The sequence below is a fragment of the Nitrospirillum amazonense genome (genome assembly GCF_029594735.1).
GTDB classification, from domain to species: Bacteria; Pseudomonadota; Alphaproteobacteria; order Azospirillales; family Azospirillaceae; genus Nitrospirillum; species Nitrospirillum amazonense.
On record NZ_JARPAF010000002.1, the window covers coordinates 2,542,386 to 2,558,374 of the forward strand.

At 70.6% G+C, this 15,989-nt stretch carries 16 protein-coding genes; 7 read left to right on the top strand and 9 right to left on the bottom strand.

What is annotated here, in order from left to right:
* Window positions 1–12: 12 nt before the first annotated feature.
* Entirely contained in the window at window positions 13–1,650 is a 1,638-nt protein-coding gene (gene xseA, locus P5F91_RS17690; RefSeq protein WP_145611243.1) for an exodeoxyribonuclease VII large subunit, read from the bottom strand.
* 60 nt (window positions 1,651–1,710) lie between these two features.
* Here xseA and purD point away from each other — a divergent pair, with 60 nt between their 5' ends.
* Both purD and P5F91_RS17700 read left to right on the top strand, forming a co-directional pair.
* Window positions 1,711–3,018, top strand: a complete 1,308-nt coding sequence (purD, locus tag P5F91_RS17695; protein ID WP_277907748.1) for a phosphoribosylamine--glycine ligase — start codon at window positions 1,711–1,713, stop codon at window positions 3,016–3,018.
* A gap of 69 nt (window positions 3,019–3,087) precedes the next feature.
* Window positions 3,088–4,011: a tetratricopeptide repeat protein gene (locus tag P5F91_RS17700; protein WP_145611241.1), complete on the top strand. Its 924-nt coding sequence runs from the start codon at window positions 3,088–3,090 to the stop codon at window positions 4,009–4,011.
* On the opposite strand, the gene P5F91_RS17705 is transcribed toward P5F91_RS17700, so the two are convergent.
* From P5F91_RS17705 to P5F91_RS17720, 4 genes are all read right to left on the bottom strand, one after another.
* On the bottom strand, window positions 4,008–4,685 hold the full coding sequence (locus P5F91_RS17705; protein WP_145611240.1) for a hypothetical protein: 678 nt from the start codon (window positions 4,683–4,685) through the stop codon (window positions 4,008–4,010). The two genes, P5F91_RS17700 and P5F91_RS17705, sit on opposite strands and share 4 nt — an antisense overlap.
* A 32-nt stretch (window positions 4,686–4,717) precedes the next feature.
* Window positions 4,718–5,152: a nucleoside deaminase gene (locus tag P5F91_RS17710; RefSeq protein ID WP_186454815.1), complete on the bottom strand. Its 435-nt coding sequence runs from the start codon at window positions 5,150–5,152 to the stop codon at window positions 4,718–4,720.
* A gap of 98 nt (window positions 5,153–5,250) precedes the next feature.
* On the bottom strand, window positions 5,251–6,162 hold the full coding sequence (locus tag P5F91_RS17715; protein WP_277907749.1) for an alpha/beta fold hydrolase: 912 nt from the start codon (window positions 6,160–6,162) through the stop codon (window positions 5,251–5,253).
* 76 nt (window positions 6,163–6,238) lie between these two features.
* Window positions 6,239–6,877, bottom strand: a complete 639-nt coding sequence (locus P5F91_RS17720) for a TetR/AcrR family transcriptional regulator (protein WP_145611238.1) — start codon at window positions 6,875–6,877, stop codon at window positions 6,239–6,241.
* A gap of 103 nt (window positions 6,878–6,980) precedes the next feature.
* Between P5F91_RS17720 and P5F91_RS29885 the strand changes: the two genes are divergently transcribed.
* Both P5F91_RS29885 and P5F91_RS17730 read left to right on the top strand, forming a co-directional pair.
* Window positions 6,981–8,357, top strand: a complete 1,377-nt coding sequence (locus tag P5F91_RS29885; protein ID WP_145611237.1) for a pseudouridine synthase — start codon at window positions 6,981–6,983, stop codon at window positions 8,355–8,357.
* Window positions 8,357–8,920, top strand: a complete 564-nt coding sequence (locus P5F91_RS17730; RefSeq protein ID WP_145611236.1) for an RsmD family RNA methyltransferase — start codon at window positions 8,357–8,359, stop codon at window positions 8,918–8,920. Before P5F91_RS29885 ends, P5F91_RS17730 begins: the two co-directional genes overlap by 1 nt.
* A 12-nt stretch (window positions 8,921–8,932) precedes the next feature.
* On the opposite strand, the gene P5F91_RS17735 is transcribed toward P5F91_RS17730, so the two are convergent.
* A complete protein-coding gene (locus P5F91_RS17735; RefSeq protein WP_246134426.1) occupies window positions 8,933–9,511 on the bottom strand; it encodes a gamma-glutamylcyclotransferase in 579 nt (192 codons plus the stop codon).
* A gap of 223 nt (window positions 9,512–9,734) precedes the next feature.
* On the opposite strand from P5F91_RS17735, the gene P5F91_RS17740 reads away from it, so the two are divergent.
* Window positions 9,735–10,814, top strand: coding sequence for a DUF2125 domain-containing protein (locus P5F91_RS17740; RefSeq protein ID WP_186454787.1), 1,080 nt, complete (start codon window positions 9,735–9,737; stop codon window positions 10,812–10,814).
* A gap of 151 nt (window positions 10,815–10,965) precedes the next feature.
* On the opposite strand, the gene P5F91_RS17745 is transcribed toward P5F91_RS17740, so the two are convergent.
* The 3 genes from P5F91_RS17745 to P5F91_RS17755 all read right to left on the bottom strand — a co-directional run bounded on the left by P5F91_RS17745 (window position 10,966) and on the right by P5F91_RS17755 (window position 14,007).
* A complete protein-coding gene (locus P5F91_RS17745) occupies window positions 10,966–11,856 on the bottom strand; it encodes a prephenate/arogenate dehydrogenase family protein (RefSeq protein WP_277907750.1) in 891 nt (296 codons plus the stop codon).
* Window positions 11,853–12,953, bottom strand: a complete 1,101-nt coding sequence (gene hisC / locus P5F91_RS17750; protein WP_277907751.1) for a histidinol-phosphate transaminase — start codon at window positions 12,951–12,953, stop codon at window positions 11,853–11,855. Before hisC ends, P5F91_RS17745 begins: the two co-directional genes overlap by 4 nt.
* A 190-nt stretch (window positions 12,954–13,143) precedes the next feature.
* Entirely contained in the window at window positions 13,144–14,007 is an 864-nt protein-coding gene (locus P5F91_RS17755; RefSeq protein WP_145611231.1) for a chorismate mutase, read from the bottom strand.
* A 131-nt stretch (window positions 14,008–14,138) separates the two neighbouring features.
* Here P5F91_RS17755 and metX point away from each other — a divergent pair, with 131 nt between their 5' ends.
* Both metX and metW read left to right on the top strand, forming a co-directional pair.
* The gene (metX, locus tag P5F91_RS17760) at window positions 14,139–15,344 is read left to right on the top strand and encodes a homoserine O-acetyltransferase MetX (protein WP_145611230.1); all 1,206 of its coding nucleotides are present in this window, start codon (window positions 14,139–14,141) and stop codon (window positions 15,342–15,344) included.
* 4 nt (window positions 15,345–15,348) lie between these two features.
* Complete coding sequence (metW, locus tag P5F91_RS17765) at window positions 15,349–15,984, top strand: methionine biosynthesis protein MetW (protein WP_145611229.1); 636 nt, start codon at window positions 15,349–15,351, stop codon at window positions 15,982–15,984.
* Window positions 15,985–15,989: the final 5 nt, after the last annotated feature.

Here is a 15,989-nt window from a genome sequence, read left to right on the forward strand (position 1 = left end):
CCCGCCCGCTGCTCAGAACAGGCTGCCCTGCCCGCCGGGCCGCGCCGCCGCGCGCGGCTTGGGCGTGGGGGCAGACTCGCGGGGCGGAGCGGGCGCCGGAACAGGCGCCCCTTCCCCGTCCAGGGTGGCACCCACGGCGCCATCGATGAATTCCACCCGCACGCGGCCGCCGGCGGGGGCATCCGCCGCCTTGGTCACGGGGTGGCCGTCGGCGGTGGTGACCAGGGCGAAGCCGCGCGCCAGAACGCCGCGGTAGGACAGCGTCTCCAGCAGCTTGGCCTGGCCTTCCAGCCGGCGGGCGCCATCGGCCACGGCGCGGCCGAAGCTGGCGTCCAGGCGGCGGCCGAGGTCCTCCAGGCGCGCCCCGCCCTCCTCCGCCCGGCGCACCAGCGGCTGGGGCGTCAGGCGCTGGGCCAGGTTCTGGGCGCGGGTGGTACGGTCGGCCAGCAGGCGGGTCAGGCCACCCGACAGGCCCCGCTGGGCGATGTCCAGGCGGGCATAGGCCAGGCCAAGCACCTGGGCGGGATGGCGCAGGCCGGCGCCCAGCTTGGCCACCTCCGTCCGGTGGCGGCGGATCAGGCCGGTCATGGACAGGGCCAGGCGCTCGCCCCGGTCGTCCAGGCGCTGGGCGCAGCCTTCCAGCAGGGCGCGGGGGTCGCCCAGGCCACGCGCCAGCCCTTCCACGCGGTTGCGGCGCTCGGCCAGCAGGCGGTTGGCGGTCCCCTCCAGCCGGCGGCCGCATTCCATGACCTGGGCCATCAGTTCGGCCCGGACCGGCACCGCCATCTCGGCGGCGGCCGTGGGCGTGGGCGCGCGGCGGTCGGAAGCGAAATCGATCAGCGTCGTATCAGTCTCATGCCCCACCGCGGAGATCAGCGGGATCTGGCTGGCCGCCGCCGCCCGCACCACGATCTCCTCATTGAAGGGCATCAGGTCTTCCAGGCTGCCACCGCCGCGCGCCACGATCAGCAGGTCGGGCCGGGGCACGGGGCCGCCCGGGGCGATGGCGTTGAAGCCCTGGATGGCGCGGGCCACCTGGGCCGCCGCCTGCTCGCCCTGCACCGCCACCGGCCACAGCAGCACATGGCGGGGGAAGCGGTCGGCCAGGCGGTGCAGAATGTCCCGGATGACGGCGCCGGTGGGGGAGGTCACCACGCCGATGACCCTGGGCAGGAAGGGCAGCGGCCGCTTGCGCTGGGCATCGAACAGGCCCTCCGCAGCCAGCCGGCGCTTGCGCTCCTCCAGCATCTTGAGCAGCGCGCCCTCGCCCGCCAGCTCCATGGTTTCGATGATCAGCTGATATTGTGAGCGGCCGGGGTATGTCGTCAGGCGGCCGGTGCACACCACCTCCATCCCGTCTTCCGGCTTCACGGCCAGGCGCATGACCGTGCCCTTCCAGCACACGGCCTCGATCACCGCCTGGTCGTCCTTCAGGCGCAGGTAGAGGTGGCCGGAGGAAACGCGCTTGGGCTGGCTGACCTCCCCACGCACGCGGACATAGCCGAACGTCTCCTCCACCGTGCGCTTCAGCGCGCGCGACAGGTCGGAAACGCTGAGCTCGGGCAGGTTGCCGCCGGCCACGGGCGCGGCGCCGGCATAGCCGAGATCGGCGGAGGAGGTCGGGGGTGAGTCGGGGAAGTCTTGAGTCATGGCGCGGGCATGATACAAGCACCCGCTCAACAGATGGAATCGTGATCGGGGGTAGAGGCGATGAAGATCCTGGTGGTCGGATCCGGCGGGCGGGAGCATGCGCTGTGCTGGGCCATCTCAGCCTCCCCCCTGTGCGGCACCTTGTGGTGCGCGCCCGGCAACGCCGGCATCCGCGACGTAGCGAGCTGCGTGGACATCAAGGCCGACGACGTGGACGGCCTGGTGGCCTTCGCCACGTCCAACGCCGTCGACCTGGTGGTGGTGGGTCCGGAGCAGCCGCTGGTGCTGGGCCTGGTGGACCGCCTGACGGCCGCCGGCATCAAGGCCTTCGGCCCCAGCCAGGCGGCCGCCGCCCTGGAAGGCTCCAAAGGCTTCATGAAGGACATCTGCGCCAAGTACGGCGTGCCCACGGCCGCCTACCGGCGCTTTACCGACGCCAGCGCCGCCAAGGCCTACGTTACCGGGCAGGGCGCGCCCATCGTGGTGAAGGCCGACGGCCTGGCCGCCGGCAAGGGTGTCGTCATCGCCATGACCCTGGAGGAGGCGCATGCCGCCATCGACGACGCCATGCTGCACGGCCGCTTCGGCAGCGCCGGCGCCGAGGTGGTGGTGGAAGAATTCATGGATGGCGAGGAGGCCAGCTTCTTCGCGCTGTGCGACGGCACCCACGCCCTGCCCCTGGTGGGGGCGCAGGACCACAAGCGGGTGTTCGACAACGACCAGGGCCCCAACACCGGCGGCATGGGCGCCTATTCCCCCGCGCCCGTGCTGACGCCCGCGCTGCAGGACCGGGTGATGCGCGAGATCGTGGAACCCACGGTGCGCGGTATGGCGGCCGAGGGCAAGCCCTTCACCGGGGTGTTGTTCGCCGGGCTGATGATCGTTGCGAGCCCGGAAGGACCGAAGCCGCGGCTGATCGAGTTCAACGCACGCTTCGGCGACCCGGAATGCCAGGTGCTGATGCGCCGCCTGAAATCCGACATCGTGCCGCTGCTGCTGGCCACCTGCGACGGGCAGCTGGACCATGTGGACGTGCGCTGGCACGACGACCCCGCCCTGTGCGTGGTGATGGCGGCCCAGGGTTATCCGGGTGATTATGTGAAGAACACCGCCATCGGGGGGCTGGAGGATGCGGGCAAGGTCGACGGGGTCACCGTCTTCCATGCCGGCACCAAAGCAGATGGCGATCATGTGCTGGCCAATGGCGGCCGGGTGCTGGGCGTGACGGCCATCGGCAAGACGGTGGCCGAGGCGCAGGCACTCGCCTACCAGGCGGTGGACCGCATCCGCTGGCCGGAGGGGTTCTGCCGCCGGGACATCGGCTGGCGCGCCCTGGAACGCGAAAAGGCCGAGCGCGAAAAGGCCTAACGGGGACAGAAGCAGGGATAAGGCCGGCGCCCCAGCACGGGGCCCCGCCGTTTTTAGGGACATGAGATCATGAATCGCCAGGACCGCCGCCGCCGCATCGCGGAAATCTCCAAGGACGCCAATGCCGGCGCGCCCTTCGTCAACGACATGCGGGTGGCCGCCGACCTGCACCGCCAGGGCCGGCTGAAGGAGGCGGAGAACGCCTACCGCGCCATCATCCGCATCTACGCCTCCGTCCCGGAGATCCGCGTCGCCTGGTCCAACCTGGGCGCGGTGCTGCAGGGCCTGGGCAAGCTGGAGGAGGCGGTGACGGCGCTGAAGAAGGCGCGGTCGCTGAATCCCAACCACCCGCCGCCCCACCAGAACCTGGGCATGGCGCTGCTGGCCCAGGGCAAGGTGGACGAGGCGCTGGAAAGCTTCCGCCGCGCGGTGGAACTGAACCCGCAGTTCACCGAGGCCTGGCACGCCTTGGGCGTGGCTTCGGGCCAGAAGAACGACCTGGCCGGGGCCGAGGACGCCTGGCGCCGCACGCTGGAGCTGGACCCCAACCGGGCCGAGACCCGCTTCAACCTGGGCCTGATCCTGCGCAACACCGGTCGGCTGGACGCGGCCGCCGCCGAGTTCCATGCCTGCGCCACCCTGGACCCGTCCCAGGGCGACGCCCGGCTGGCCCTGGCCGACACCCTGATCGCCATGGGCCGCGCCGAAGAGGCCGCCCAGATCATCTGGGTGCTGATCCAGACCACGCCGGCGCATCCGGTGCCGCAGCAGTTCTACGCCCGGGCCCTGACGGTCATGGCGCAGATGGGCAATGGCGACGCCGCCGCCGACCGCGCCGACCAGTGGGCCGCCGCCTACCCGGACAGCGAGGCCGCGCGGTCGGTGAAGATCGCCTTCGACACCTATCGCGCCGAGAAGGCGGCCGCCGAAGCCAAGGGCGGGGAAGCCCCCCAGGCTGAGGAAGCCGCCGCCGAAGAGAAGCCGGGAGCCTAAGACCCGGTCCGGTCCCGCCGCCGCTCGCGCGATGCCGCCACCCTCAGGCCGAGGATGCGGGGCGGCGGACGGCGGTGGGCCTCTTTCCAGCCCACCCAGCACTGGCGGATCAGCCAGCCGGCCAGCACGGCCAGCCCCAGAACGGCCGCCGCCACGATGCCCCAGACCCACAGGTCGGCGCCGTGCACGATGGTCCGCAGGCCCCGGAACACCCCGGCCTGACGCCAGAATACGGCGGCGGTGGCCAGGACGATCAGCAGCGGCCCCAGCAGGGGCAGCAGCGGCGCCAGCAGCAGGCTGCGCGGCTGACCGTATACGATGCGCAGGGGGTGGCGCACGATGGTCCATTCGCACGACAGCGGCAGCAGCACGGACAAGGCCAGCACCGCCAGGACGGTGGTGGGCAGGAAGGCGTTCACTGCCAGAGCGGTCTGCCAGCCGGCGGGAACGATGACCAGACCGGCGGCCAGCGCCAGGATGGCCAGCGCCTCCAGCCCCAACAGGGCGAAAGCGCCCCGCACCGTCCACAGGATGCGCCCCTCCTGCCCCGGGCGGACCCGCAGCACCCGCATGCCGGCGTCCTTGTGGAAAGGCGTGTCGCGCACCACCTCGCCCGTCACATCGCCGCGCAAGGACCAGTAGTAGGCGCCGTAGTCGTCCCGGTAGAGCGGCATGCGGTTCCCATCCCCTTGCTGTGGCGGCGGCGTCAGCGTCGTTCCTTGAAGAAATCCTGCAGCAGCGCACCCGCCCGCCGTTCCTGCAGCCCGCCATAGGTATCGGGCGCATGATGGCAGGTGGCCTGGCTGAAGAAACGGGGGCCATGCTCCACGGCCCCGCCCTTGGGGTCGTAGGCCCCGAAATAGACCCGCCTGAGACGGGCGAAGCTGATGGCGGCAGCGCACAGAGCGCAGGGTTCCAGCGTCACATAGAGGTCCAGGCCCGGCAGGCGCGGCTGGCCTACGGCGGCGCAGGCGGCACGAATGGCCAGCACCTCGGCATGGGCCGTGGGGTCGGCCAACTCCTCCGTCCGGTTGGAGGCGGCGGCCAGGACGGCACCGGAGGCGGGGTCGACGATGACGGCGCCCACCGGCACTTCCCCCCGCGCGGCGGCGGACGCGGCCTCGGCGAAGGCGCGCTCCATGGGGGACGGATCGGGCTCGGTCTCAAGCGGGGACGACAGCATGTCCCCAGCGTGGGGCAGCGCCGCGCGCGGCGTCAAGCGGGCGGGCGGCGCATCTGTCATCCGGCGAGAAAATCGACCAGCACGGCCGCCAATTCGTCGGGCACCTCCTCCGGCACATAATGGCCGCAGTCCAGCACCTGGGCCCGCACGTCGGCGGCATAGCCGCGCAAGGTATCGGCCAGCAGGGTGCCCACGCCGGCCCGGGCCCCCACGGCCAGAATGGGCAGCGCCAGCCCCATCGCCGCCCGCGCCTTCGCCCGCGCCAGTTCTGCCGGCCGGAAAACCTCGCGATAATAGGCGAAGGTGGAGCGCAGGGCGCCCGGCAGGGACAGCACCCGCACGTACTCGTCCAGGTCGGCCGGCCCGATGGCCCAGCGCCGCAGGGCCTTGGCGTTGAACAAGTGGCTGAGGTAGGCGCGCTCCCGACCCTGGATCAGCATCTCGGGCAGATCGTCCAGGCGGTTGAAGGCGAAGTGCCAGGTGCGGGCGTTGGCCTCGTCCGATGGGATGCCGGGCGGTGGCGGGGGCGTGATGCCCGGCAGGGCCGCATCAACCAGGGCCAGGCGGCGCACGTCCCCTGGCCAGTCGGCGGCATAGGCATGGCCGATCCAGGTGCCGACATCATGGCCCACCACGTCGATCGGGCCATCGTCCAGCAGGCCCAGGGCGGTGGCCAGGCCGTGCATGTCGGCCGCCACCGTGCCCAGGTCATAACCGTCGGCCGGCCGATCCGAGTCGCCGAAGCCGCGCGGGTCCACGGCGATGACCCGCCGCCCGGCATCGGCCAGCAAGGGCATGACATGGCGCCAGGCGTACCAGCTTTGTGGCCAGCCCGGGATCAATAGCACCGGCGGCCCCTGCTGCTCGCCCTCTGGCCCACCCTCGACGTAATGCAGGCGCACACCGTTGGCGGTCACCAGGCCGTGTCGGAAGCGTCGCCAGAAGCGATCGGCGTTGAAGGGTTGCATGGGGTTATCTCCTTTTTTGGGAATGATCGTTTCCTAATTGAGCAACCGCCACTGCGGCGGCGATGGCGGGCCGTCTTCAGTCCAGCAGTTTCATTGCGTTGTCCGCCAAGGGCGCCATTTCCGCGCGGTCCCGCCCCGTCTTGCCGATGACGCGCATCCCCTGCAGCACGCACAGCAACAACCGGGCAGTGGCCGAGGGATCAAGATGCGGGGCGACCGTGCCATCGGCCTGTCCTTCAGCGACAAGGTCGGCGAGCCGTCCCTCGTTCAGGTGCAGCGCCCCGGTCACCCGGGCCGCGATTTCCGGATCGGCGGCGGCGAGGTCCACAGCGCCGGCCACCACCAGGCACCCCCGGCGACCATCAGCCCCATGGCTGCTGTCGGCATAGAAATCCAATACCGCCTTGATCTTGGCCCGCCCGGTGGGAGCGCCCTCCAGCGCGGCGCGTAACCGCTCGGTCCGCAGGGCCACGTAGCGGTCGAAGGCGGCCAGGAACAGGCCGCGCTTGTCGGTGAAGGCCTTGTACAGGCTGCCGGCGGTCAGGCCGAGGGCCCGGGTCAGGTCGCTGATGGCAGCACCCTGATAGCCGCGCTCACTGAACACCGCGATGGCGCGATCCAACGCCAGGTCGGTGTCGAATTCGCGCGGGCGGCCGGGGCCAGGACGGCGGGGAGAGAGCGAGGCGGTCATGGCAGCATTATAGGAAACGATCATTTCCGAATCAAGCGCAGCCATGCCCCAGGCGAGGCCCCCATCGGCTTGGGCCGGCGCCGTCTGGCGCTTGGCAAGGCGGCTGGGCGCGCATACAGTCCGCCCCATGTCCGATACCAAATCCCCCGAGAAGTCCGGCGCCCCCAAAGACGGCGAGCGTATCGCCAAGCGGCTGGCGCGTGCCGGCCTGTGCTCACGCCGCGATGCCGAGCGCTGGATCGCTGACGGTCGCGTGGCCGTGAATGGCCAGGTACTGACCTCGCCCGGCGTGAACGTGCAAGCCGGCGACCGCATCGTCGTCGACGGCCAGGTTCTGCCGGAGCAGGAGCCGACGCGCGTCTGGCGCTATCACAAGCCCGCCGGCTTGGTGACCACGGCTCGCGACGAGTTGGCCCGCGCCACGGTGTTCGACCGCCTGCCCGACGGCATGCCGCGCGTCATCAGCGTCGGCCGGCTGGATCTGAACACCGAGGGCCTGCTGCTGCTGACCAACGACGGGGAACTGGCCCGGCATCTGGAGCTGCCGTCCACCGCCTGGCCCCGCCGCTACCGGGTGCGAGTGCACGGGACGCCGGATACCGCCAAGCTGGCCAAGCTGGCGGAGGGTATCTTCGTCGACGGCATCGAGTACGGCCCCATCGAGGCGGTGCTGGACCGGGAGCAGGGCAGCAACGCCTGGCTGACCATGACTCTGCGCGAAGGCAAGAACCGCGAGATCCGCAAGGTGCTGGAGCACCTGGGCCTGACGGTGAACCGGCTGATCCGCGTCGCCTACGGCCCGTTCCAGCTGGGCAAGCTGGAAAAGGGTGAGGTGGAGGAAGTGCCGCGCCGCGTGCTGCGCGACCAGCTGCCCCAGTTCTTCCCCAAGGAAAGCGCCCAGGACCGCAAGGAGGCGCGCGGCAAGTTGGCGGCCGAGGCGCCGGCGCTGCGCTTCGATAAGGCGCCCAAGGCCGCACCCGCTGCCAAGGCGGCACCGGCAAAGACCGCCCCGGCCCGCATCCGCCGTGAGGAGGGGGTGGAGGCTCCCCGCGCCGCCCGTGCCCCGGCCCGAGCCACATCCCGATCCGCTGAACGCCCTTCAGCACCGGCCGATGCCGCCACCCGCGCCAAGCGCCCGCCTTCCACCGGCGACAGCGCGGCCGACAAGGCGCGCGCGCTGGCCCTCGCCCTGGACCGGGCGCTGGACGGCACGCCCGACGATGATGACGACACCCCCGCCCGCCGCCCGCGCAAGGCGGCGGTGACGCGCAGCGCCCCCAGCCTGGGTGAGCGCGTCGATAGCCGGGCCCCGAAGCGGGATGGCGCCAAGCGCGGCGAGCCCAAGCGGGGCGAGGCCAAGCGGGATACGGCCAAGGCGGCCCCCCCGCGCACCGGCAAGCCAACGCCTAAAGCGGCTTCCGCCAAATCCACCAGCCCCAAATCTGCCGGCTCCAAGCCCGCACGCCCAACGGGCAAGCCGGCGCCCAGGGGCAAGAAGACCTGATGCGCATCGTCGGCGGGCGGCATCGCGGGCGGACCCTGGCGGCCCCCGGCGGCCGGGACGTGCGGCCCACCAGCGACCGCACGCGCCAGGCCCTGTTCAACATCCTGGAGCATGGCGATTTCTTCGCCGACGAAGGCCCCACGGTGGAGGGCCGGGTGGTGCTGGACGCGTTCTGCGGCACCGGCGCCCTGGGCCTGGAGGCTCTGTCGCGCGGGGCGGAGGCCGCCCTGTTCCTGGATGTCAGCCGCGCTTCGCTGGACCTGGCCCGCGCCAACGCCGCCACCTTGCGGGAAGGCGGCCGCTGCCAGTTCACCCTGGGCGACGCCACCAAGCCCCCTCCCGCCCGGCAGGCGGCCGAGCTGGTCTTCCTGGACCCGCCCTACGGCCAGGAGCTGGCACCGCGCGCGTTGGAAGGCCTGGCGGTCGGCGGCTGGCTGGCGCGAGAGGCCCTGTGCGTCGTCGAGATCGGCGGCGATGACGCTTTCCAGGCGCCGCTGGGCTTCGAGCAACGGGACGACCGCCGCTATGGCGACACCCGCGTGCTGTTCCTCAAGCGGGGGTGAGCTTAACCGCCCTCACGAGGCCGTCACCCGCTCCACCAGCCCTTCCAGGTTGCGGTCGCGGATGCCCAGCTCATGCAGGTGCCGGACAGTGTTGACCAGATAGTCGACGTTGCGCCCGCTTTCCCCCACGCCCTGGCGGATCAGCCCGGCCAGTTCCTCCGGCGGCAGGCGCCCGCAATATTGCTCATGCCCGCGCAGCACGGTGAAGGCCACGGTGGGCACCTTCGTCCCGTTGTCCAGCGTGGCGGTCAGCAGGCGCGGCTCATAGACCGCGTTCTGCATCTCCCGCGCCCAGAGATAGTCCAGCACCCCCGCCGCCTCGGCCGCCTCCACACGGTACGCGATGCCCCGGCAAGCCCCGCCCCGGTCCAGTCCCAGGACGGCGCCCGGACAGGCACGGGTGCCGCGATGACGGAAGGAATAGACGCTGAACCCCCGGTGCCAGCCGCGCACCGTGGCCAACCGCCGCTCCACGAAAGGGAAACCCGGATTCCACATGAGGGAGCCATAACCGAAGACCCAGACATCGTCACCGGCGGCGACGCCGATGGCACGGTAGGGGGCGGCGATTTCAGGGGCGGATGGGGACAAGCGCGGCATGCCAGGCAGGGGAAACGACCATGATGCTCCCGACCCTGGACGGCTTCCCCGCCGCCGTCAACCGTCGGTAAGCCGATTGGCGCTGGCATTCCAGGCGGCTGATCCCGATCTAAGACTGAAGGCCGGCGCGACGGCACCGCGCTTGCCAAGCCCATCCGGGCGTGGCCTCATCGCCCCGGCGTCCATGCCCGGCCGCTGCCTTTCGGAATTTCCCATGCGTGTCCGCCCCCTGACGCTCGTCCTGTTCCTGGTGCTGGTCTTGGTGACCGGCTATGCCGTGTGGTGGCACCGCATGGCGACCCGCCTGCTGGGCCTGCTGGAGCACAATACCGAGCTGGCGCGCGCGGCGGGCGCCAGCATCACCTATCAGCCGCCCACGCTGGGCGGCTTTCCCCTGGGCATTTCCATCACCGCCACCGACGTGAAGGTCGCGAAGCCGGACGGGCTGAGCTGGTCGGCCGAGACGGTCAAGGCCTCCGCGCCCATCTGGCGCCTGGACCAGGTGGTGCTGACCCTGGCCAAGGGTGGCCACGCCACCCTGCCGCATGAGGGCGGGCGGCCGGCGCTGGAGGCCTCCGCCACCATCGCCGGCGGCCGCGTCACCCTGGACCTGGCCACCGGCGCCCCGCGCTCGGTGCAGGTGAATCTGAACCACGCCACCCTGGTCGCCGCCGCCCTGCCGACGCCGGAGGGCGCCCCGGCGGACGCGCCACCGGCAAGCCTGGTGCCGGCCGGCAGCTACCCCATCGAGAATTTGTCCGTCACGGTGGAACGGCCGCTGACGCCGCCGACGGACCACACCGGCACGGGCTTGGCCCTGCATGTGGACGTCACCAACATGACCGTGCCGCCGGTGCGCAGCCTGGGCACGACAGTGCAGCGCCTGATCCTGGCAGCGCGGGTGCAGGGACCGGTGCCGGCCGCGCCCACCGTGGACGCGGTGACGCCCTGGTCCAAGGAGGGCGGCACGGTGGAAATCGACAGCCTGAAGCTGGATTGGGGCGACCTGCACATGGGGGCCAACGCCACCCTGGCGCTGGATGCCAACCTGCAGCCCCAGGGGTCGGGCACGGCGGAACTGTCGGGCCTGGACAATCTGGTGGATGCGCTGCACGACGGCGGCAGCCTGCGCGGCAACGCCGCGACCTGGGCGCACCTGGGCGTCGCCTTGCTGGCCAAGCCCAAGGCCAACGGCGGCGCCCCCACGCTGAAGCTACCCATCACGATGCAGGACCATAAGCTGCAGGTGGGCCCGTTGACCGTGGCCCATTACCCCGATATCGCCTGGCGCTAAGCCGGCTTCAAACCTGAGCGCGGCTACCCATTAGTTGAAACGGGGCGAAGCGACAAGGACGCGACGGCGTCCGCCGCAGCGAGCACCGAAGGGCGCAGCGAGGATAGCCAAGGGGCGGATGCCCCGCCGGCGCTTGAGGCGAACGAACCGATCAGGCCTGCTTGGCGTCGATGATGGAACGGCGGATGGCGCGGGTGCGGGTGAACAGGTCGAACAGCTTGTCCCCCTCCCCCCAGCGGATGGCGCGCTGCAGGGCCGTCAGATCCTCGGTGAAGCGCTGGATCATCTCCAGCACCGCCTCGCGGTTGTTCAGAAAGATATCGCGCCACATGACGGGGTCGGACGCCGCGATGCGGGTGAAGTCGCGGAAGCCGGTGGCCGAGAAGCGGATGACCTCCGACTTCGTCGTCTCTTCCAAATCCGTGGCCGTGCCGACGATGGTGTAGGCGATCAGGTGCGGCAGGTGGCTGGTGATGGCCAGCACCTGGTCATGGTGGCTGGCGTCCATGACCTCGATCTGCGAGCCGCACGCCGCCCACAGCCGGCCCAGCCGGTCCACAGCATCCGCATCCGTGCCCGGCGGCGGGGTCAGGATCAGCCAGCGGCCGCGGAACAGCTCCTTGAAGCCGGCGTCGGGGCCGGAGTGCTCGGTCCCGGCCAGAGGATGGCCGGGCACGAAGTGCACGCCGTCCGGCACGTGGGGAGAGACGTCGCGCACCACCGCCTGCTTGACGGAGCCAACGTCGCTGAGCGTGCTGCCCGGCGCCAGGTGCGGGCCGATCAGCGCCGCCACATCGGCATAGGCACCCACCGGCGTGCACAGGATGACCAGGTCGGCGCCGGCCACGGCCAGGGTGGCATCGCTTTCCACCCGGTCGGCGATGCCCAACTCCGCCACGCGGGCGCAGACGGTGTCAGACCGGTCGCAGGCCACCACCTCGGCCGCCAGGGAACGGTCGGCCATCAAGCAGCGCAGCAGGGAGGAGCCGATAAGGCCCAGGCCGATGACGCAGACGCGATTGTAGAGGGGCGTATCGGTCATTTGCCGACCACCCAATCCGCGAGGCCGGCCACGACCTCCCGCATTTCATCCTCCAGCCCGATGGTGACGCGCAGGCAATGCGGCAGGCCGTAGGAGCCGACCTGGCGCACCAGGATGCCGCGCGACTTCAGCAGCAGCCGGGCGCCCTCGGCATTAGCGCGGTCGCCCTTCTGCTCCGCGAAGGAGATCAGGACGAAATTGGCCACGGAGGGATGGACCACGAGGCCCAGCTCACGCACCTGGCCGACGAACCACTCGCGCACCTGGACGTTGTGCCGGCGGCTCTTTTCCAGGAACTCCACATCCTCCAGCGCCGCCAGGCCGGCGGCCTGGGCGCTGGACGCCACGTTGAAGGGCCCGCGCACGCGGTTGAGCACGTCGGCCACGGCGGCCGGGCAATAGGCCCAGCCCAGGCGCAGGCCGCCCAGCGCGAAAATCTTGGAGAAGGTACGGGTCATGACGACGTTGCTGAATGCGTCGACCAGGTCGGACCCATCGGTGTAGTCCGGCGCATCGACATACTCAGCATAGGCCGCGTCGATGACCAGCAGCACGTTCTCCGGCAGCCCCGCGTGCAGGCGCCGCAGCTCGTCCCTGTTGAGATAGCTGCCGGTGGGGTTGTTGGGGTTGGCGATGAACACCACCCGGGTGCGGGGCGTGACGCGGGCCAGCAAGGCGTCCACATCGGTCTTCAGGTTGGTCTCGGGTGCGGCCACCGGCGTGGCGCCGGCAAAGCGCGCGCTAATGGGATAGATGGCGAAGCCGTGGACGGTGTGCAGCACCTCGTCACCGGTTCCGGCATAGGCACGGGTCAGCAGCTGCAGCACGTCGTCGGAGCCGTTGCCGCAGACGATGCGCTCGGCATCCAGGCCGAAGCGGCGGCCCAGGCCGGCGCGCAACGCCTTGGATCCGCCGTCGGGATAGCGATGGATCTGCCCCGCCACCGCGGTGTAGGCCGCGATCGCCTTGGGGCTGGGACCCAGCGCCCCCTCGTTGGAGGCCAGGCGGATCAGCCGCGACGCCCCCGGCGCATGCGCCTCGCCCCCGACATAGGCATGGATATCGAGAATGCCGGGGTTGGGAACGGGAGCGGACATGATGCTGGGAAACCTTCTGGCAGGCGGTGGCGGTCTTCTTCTCGCGGGCGGCGGGTTCTTAGGTCAAACCCGCACGCAGGTAAGGATAGCTGTGAGTCTTATCAAAGCCTTATGCGAATCGGGGGCGCATGCCCTGCGCCGGTGGGGCGCGACTCGGCGGGCTTCCTGAGGCGACTCGGGGTAGCCCGTCTCAGGACTTCCTGGCTTCCAGCGTGATGGGCAGGGCATAGGCGCCCACGGGCAGCACGCGCACCAGGGCATCGCCCAGCTTTTCCGCCAGGGCGCCCAGGCGGGCGTCGTCGCCATCCACGAAATCCTCCACCTCGATCAGGTGAACGGACCCGCCGCCGCCCGGCAGGTGGAAGATGCGGAACCACCCCACGGGCAGGTTGACGGCCTCCATCATGTCCTTCAGGCGGCCGCGGCTCATGTCCTGCGCCAGTTCCACCCCCAGCAGGGTGTGATCCTGGCCCGTGGCCTCCAGCGGCACCGCCCCTAGGATCAGGGCGTCGCCGCCCTCCTTCTGGCCGGGGCGGCTGCAGAACGGCAGGCGGCCGATGATCTTGGGCGTCTTGGTGTCGTCGCTGATGAGGAAACGCCACCAGGGGTCCGTCTCCTCCTCCTCCGGCACCGGCACCACGCCGACGGTGGCGCTGCCCTCGGCCAGGGCGCGCAGCACGGCCTGGGCGGTGTTGGCCGGGGCCAGGGGGGTGACGGTGCCGTAATGGTCGCGGGCGATGTCCCACAGGCGGCGGTCGTCGTCGGGGGCGTACACGGCGACGGCGAAGGGCCCCTGGATCAGGGTCATGGCGGCGATCATCTCGCGCCAGATGCGCACGATGGCGGCCACGGGCACGCTGCCCTGGTGCCGGGCCACTAGGCGCCGCAGGATGCCTGCCTCACGCCCTGGCCGGATGAAGACCTTGGCGCCCGCCTTGGACTGGGCGATACGCTCCACCACCCGGGCGCGCCGCATGATGAGGTCATGGATGGCCGCATCGATCTCATCGATTTCACGGCGCAGGGCGTCGACGGAGGGGCTGGCAGGGGGCATGGACGGGTTCGGATTATAGGACCTGAAACGACTGAGTCTTAGAGCCTGCCCCCCGCAAAATCAAAGAAAACGTTGACTTGGGGTACCCCGCTTCCTAGTCATGCAGGCTGCATTCCAAGGCCCGCCCGACGATGATCACCCCGCCTGCCTACACGGATAGTTCCGGCGCCACGGCCGCGCCCGCCCTTGGGGTCCTGCCCGGACACCGCATGGTGCTGGGCGCCGATCGGCCCATGCCCCTGGACGGCGGCGGGCAGCTGGGTCCCTTCACCGTGGCCTACCAGACCTACGGCACCCTGAATGCCGACAAGTCCAATGCCGTCCTGGTCTGCCACGCCCTGACGGGCGACCAGTACGTGGCCGACCGCCACCCCATCACCGGCAAGCCCGGCTGGTGGGAGATGCTGGTGGGCCCGGGCAAGCCGGTGGACACCGACCGGTTCTTCGTCATCTGCAGCAACGTCATCGGCGGCTGCATGGGGTCCACCGGGCCGCACGACGTGAACCCGGCCACGGGCCAGCCCTATGCCATCGATTTCCCTGTCATCACCATCGGCGACATGGTGCGGGCGCAGACGCTGCTGATCGACGCGCTGGGCATCGACCAGCTGTTCTGCGTCATCGGCGGGTCCATGGGCGGCATGCAGGTGCTGCAGTGGGCGGTGTCCTACCCCGAGCGGGTGTTCGCCGCCGTGCCCATCGCCACCGCCGCCCGCCATTCGGCCCAGAACATCGCCTTTCACGAGGTGGGGCGCCAGGCCATCATGGCCGACCCGGAATGGCGCGACGGCGCCTATCAGCAGGCCGGCACCAACCCGGCGCGCGGCCTGGCCGTGGCCCGCATGGCCGCCCACATCACCTACCTGTCCGAAGCGGCGCTGCATCGCAAGTTCGGCCGCAACCTGCAAAGCCGCCAGGCCATCACCTTCGGCTTCGACGCCGATTTCCAGGTGGAAAGCTACCTGCGCTATCAAGGGGCCAGCTTCGTCGACCGCTTCGACGCCAACAGCTACCTCTACATCACCCGCGCCATGGACTATTTCGACCTGGCGGCGGAGCACGGCGGCCAGTTGGCCCAGGCCTTCCGCGTGGGCGGCAAGGGCACGCCCGTGCGCTTCTGCCTGGCCAGCTTCTCCAGCGATTGGCTGTTCCCCACTTCCGAATCGCGGGCGGTGGTGCACGCGCTGAATGCCGTGGCCGCCAACGTCAGCTTCGTGGAGATCGAGACGGACAAGGGTCACGACGCCTTTCTGCTGGATGAGCCGGAGTTCCACCAAGTCATGCGCGGCTTCATCAACGGGTGCGCCGATCATCGCGGCCTGAAACGGCGGGCCTGATCCCATGGACGCCACGGTCATCCCCCCCCGCACCGACATCCGCGGCGACCTGCGCCGCATCGCCGACATGGTCAGCACGGGCGCCCGCGTGCTGGACGTCGGCTGCGGCGATGGCGCCCTGCTGGATCTGCTGACCCGGGAAAAGGGCGTCGATGGGCGCGGCATGGAACTGGGCATGGATGGCGTGCGCGAATGCGTGTCGCGCGGCCTGTCCGTCATCCAGGGCGACGCCGACACCGACCTGAAGGATTATCCCAGCGACGCCTTCGACTATGTGATCCTGTCGCAGACGCTGCAGGCCACGCGCGACCCGCGCGGCGTGCTGCTGCAGATGCTGCGCATCGGCCGCCGCGTCATCGTCTCCTTCCCCAATTTCGGTTACTGGCGGGTGCGCCTGGCCCTGCTGCTGACGGGCCGCATGCCGGTGACCGACCGGCTGGGGTTCCAGTGGTGGGAAACGCCCAACATCCACTTCTGCACCATCGCCGACTTCACCGCGTTGTGCGCCGACCTGGGCGGGGTGACGGTGGAGCGCAGCGCCATCCTGGACCACGCCGGCCGCCAGCTGACCAGCGACGCCACCACCTGGCGCGCCAACTGGTCGGGCGAACAGGGGATTTTCCTGCTGCGGCGGGACTAGAGGCG

What these genes read in the sequence shown, in the direction of transcription:
- P5F91_RS17755 (WP_145611231.1), bottom strand. Translation starts at nt 14,007, where the DNA reads ATGCCCCCTGCCAGCCCCTCCGTCGACGCCCTGCGCCGTGAAATCGAT.
- P5F91_RS17730 (WP_145611236.1), top strand. Translation starts at nt 8,357, where the DNA reads ATGCGCATCGTCGGCGGGCGGCATCGCGGGCGGACCCTGGCGGCCCCC.
- P5F91_RS17710 (WP_186454815.1), bottom strand. Translation starts at nt 5,152, where the DNA reads ATGGAGCGCGCCTTCGCCGAGGCCGCGTCCGCCGCCGCGCGGGGGGAA.
- P5F91_RS17700 (WP_145611241.1), top strand. Translation starts at nt 3,088, where the DNA reads ATGAATCGCCAGGACCGCCGCCGCCGCATCGCGGAAATCTCCAAGGAC.
- hisC (WP_277907751.1), bottom strand. Translation starts at nt 12,953, where the DNA reads ATGTCCGCTCCCGTTCCCAACCCCGGCATTCTCGATATCCATGCCTAT.
- P5F91_RS17705 (WP_145611240.1), bottom strand. Translation starts at nt 4,685, where the DNA reads ATGCCGCTCTACCGGGACGACTACGGCGCCTACTACTGGTCCTTGCGC.
- purD (WP_277907748.1), top strand. Translation starts at nt 1,711, where the DNA reads ATGAAGATCCTGGTGGTCGGATCCGGCGGGCGGGAGCATGCGCTGTGC.
- P5F91_RS17740 (WP_186454787.1), top strand. Translation starts at nt 9,735, where the DNA reads ATGCGTGTCCGCCCCCTGACGCTCGTCCTGTTCCTGGTGCTGGTCTTG.
- P5F91_RS17745 (WP_277907750.1), bottom strand. Translation starts at nt 11,856, where the DNA reads ATGACCGATACGCCCCTCTACAATCGCGTCTGCGTCATCGGCCTGGGC.
- P5F91_RS17720 (WP_145611238.1), bottom strand. Translation starts at nt 6,877, where the DNA reads ATGATCGTTTCCTATAATGCTGCCATGACCGCCTCGCTCTCTCCCCGC.
- metX (WP_145611230.1), top strand. Translation starts at nt 14,139, where the DNA reads ATGATCACCCCGCCTGCCTACACGGATAGTTCCGGCGCCACGGCCGCG.
- P5F91_RS17715 (WP_277907749.1), bottom strand. Translation starts at nt 6,162, where the DNA reads ATGCAACCCTTCAACGCCGATCGCTTCTGGCGACGCTTCCGACACGGC.
- xseA (WP_145611243.1), bottom strand. Translation starts at nt 1,650, where the DNA reads ATGACTCAAGACTTCCCCGACTCACCCCCGACCTCCTCCGCCGATCTC.
- P5F91_RS29885 (WP_145611237.1), top strand. Translation starts at nt 6,981, where the DNA reads ATGTCCGATACCAAATCCCCCGAGAAGTCCGGCGCCCCCAAAGACGGC.
- metW (WP_145611229.1), top strand. Translation starts at nt 15,349, where the DNA reads ATGGACGCCACGGTCATCCCCCCCCGCACCGACATCCGCGGCGACCTG.